Below are 2333 nucleotides of genomic sequence, written 5' to 3'. Positions count from 1 at the left end.
TCATCTTCAATAACTTGATGGGGAATTAACAGACGGCGCTGGGCGTACGCTTACACTGTAACCACTGTTCACCGGCGAAGACGTGGTATCAATGGGGGTGATTTTACTGGCCAGCGCCTCCAGCAGGGCGTCTTTGGCCTGGTCAAACGAACAGTTAACATCACTCACGCATTTGACCATCAGGTCGGCATGCTGCGTCCCCAGGCGACCAAACAGCGCCGTGATATGCGCCACGCGCTGATGCTGGGCGTCACGCTCCTGGGCGCAGATAGCGGTTTCATCAACGGCGACCGGCGCGGATACCGGTATGCCGGACGTGATGCTGGCCGCCGGTGCCGAGGGCGACTCCGTGTTTTCCTGTGGCGCGACAATCATATTTTTAATGCTGTTAGGCATGTGTTCAAACTCCTCAATGTGCTTTGACTCAATACGCACCATGGCCTTAACCGGCGACAGCACCTTATCGGCGAAACCCTGTGCGACACACTCACTGCCGGACATCCAGGTTTCCTTGGCCAGTAACGCCATGATTTCTTCTGCGGATTTACCGATCTTGTCGGTATAAGCCGGCACAATCACCGCCTCCACCTTGTCCAGCAAATCCGCCCGTCCCCGTAAGGTTTCCGCATGACCGACGGTCACGCTACGGGGTTTATGCACCATCATCATGGCGTTCTCGGGCATGAGGACGGTATCACCCACCATCGCAATGGCTGAAGCCATCGATATAGACCGTCTTGCGCGCAGGGTGATTTTTTAGCAGGTTATAAATAGCGATGCCGTCAAAGACATCCCCGCCGGGCGAGTGGATATGCAGGTTGATATCACTGACCGGCCCGAGCGCGCTCAGCGTTTCCGCGAACTGGCGGGCGGTAATGCCCCCGGCCCCAATTTCACCATGGAGACGGATATCGGCCTGTTGTCGCGCCTGTATCAGGGGGGCGTTATGCTCGCCCTCGTCCACGACCGCTGTCGGCGGTGTGCTTATCGTCGTCGTTGTTGTCGGCATGAGCCGCTCCTTTATCGTTGGCCGGATCGGTGTCGAACACCAATGCCTGCGCCCGGTTTTCGTCAATTTCGGCTTTCCGGCGGCGCTTGACCTCGGCCGGCGCGCCACCCCGCGCCCGTACCCAGTCACCTTCCGTTGCGGCACCGCCGCGGATCATCACACGTCAGGCATTCGCCTCTTTTAGCGGATCAATCCAGGGCATGACCGGGCCGCTGTAGATCACGTTAAACAGGGTTTGCCGGTCAATGTCTGCCGGTAAGGTGATCATGCCCGTCGATATCGCCACATCCAGCCAGCGACGGTAGAACGGGCGGGTCACCTGGGCGATAAACGTGTCCTGCAAAATACCGTACCCTTCCTGCGCCTCCACCAACTCCTGGCGCTGGGCAATGTAAGTGCCGTCATAGTTACGGGCAATCGAGGAAAAACTGCCCCGCGTCCCCGCGGCTACCGCCCGTAACTGCCCCATACGAAACGATTCTAGGTTGCTGTTGGGCCGGTCAGATTTCACCATGTCGACCTTCTCGCCGGGGCGCAGGCCGTTAAACAGCATACCGGGCTCGATATCCAGCTCCCGCGGGGCCTCATCCGCCTTATCGTCGTAGTTGAACGCATCCCCTTTGACGACGTACATCCCCAGCGACGCCGCGATACGTGCCGCTATCCGCTCTGACGCTTCATAATCTTTCAGATCGGCCAGCCGAATGATGACGCCTGCGAGCAACGACACCCCGCGCACCTAATGCAGACGGCGGGTAAATTTCAGGTGTAACATCTGCGCAGCGTCCACATCATCGTACAATCCGGCGACGAGACCTTCAGACGGCAGACTGCGGTACAGGGTGTAGCCCACGGGACGCTTCCACGCATCAAGGCGGATGCCCTGAACCACCCCCTGCTCCGGAGCCGACAGGTTATCGGGGACAAAATCCGGCTCCAGCGCCTTGTCCAGCACACCGGCACGGGTTAATGGCTGCGGCTCAACGATAATGCCCTTTGCCCCGATAATGCGCTCTTCCAGCTTGTCCAGCGTCCCAATCACCACATCGTGATTCATGTCCAGAAAGCACGCCTGTTCACGTAGCGAACGTCCGCCAAACTGGCTCAGCTGGTTCGCCGTCCGCGTTTCCCGTTGCACTTTATGTGTCCGGGTCGGCATCACGGCCTCGTATGCCTGTATCGTTGCCCGCGAGCGCAGACGGGCCGCTTTCCAGCCCGGTGATAACGCGCCTATCAGGTTATCCAGTACACTCATCGAAACCTCGCCAATGAATAACGTGAACGCGTGCCACTGCCGCCCAGCTGGGCCAGACGGCTTTCGATT

The 2333-nt window shown here is 58.9% G+C and carries 2 pseudogenes; both read right to left on the bottom strand.

Going from position 1 to position 2333, the window contains the following annotated elements:
* Window positions 1–6 precede the first annotated feature (6 nt).
* Window positions 7–1009: pseudogene (locus tag ACMX3H_RS20100) on the bottom strand (head maturation protease, ClpP-related).
* Window positions 945–2264 (bottom strand): annotated as a pseudogene (locus ACMX3H_RS20095) (phage portal protein). Before ACMX3H_RS20095 ends, ACMX3H_RS20100 begins: the two co-directional pseudogenes overlap by 65 nt.
* Window positions 2265–2333: the final 69 nt, after the last annotated feature.

The organism is Sodalis sp. (in: enterobacteria) (genome assembly GCF_047607725.1).
GTDB lineage: Bacteria > Pseudomonadota > Gammaproteobacteria > Enterobacterales > Enterobacteriaceae > JBLKSS01.
The sequence above is the reverse complement of the archived record's forward strand: the minus strand, read 5'-3'. Positions and strand labels throughout refer to the sequence as shown.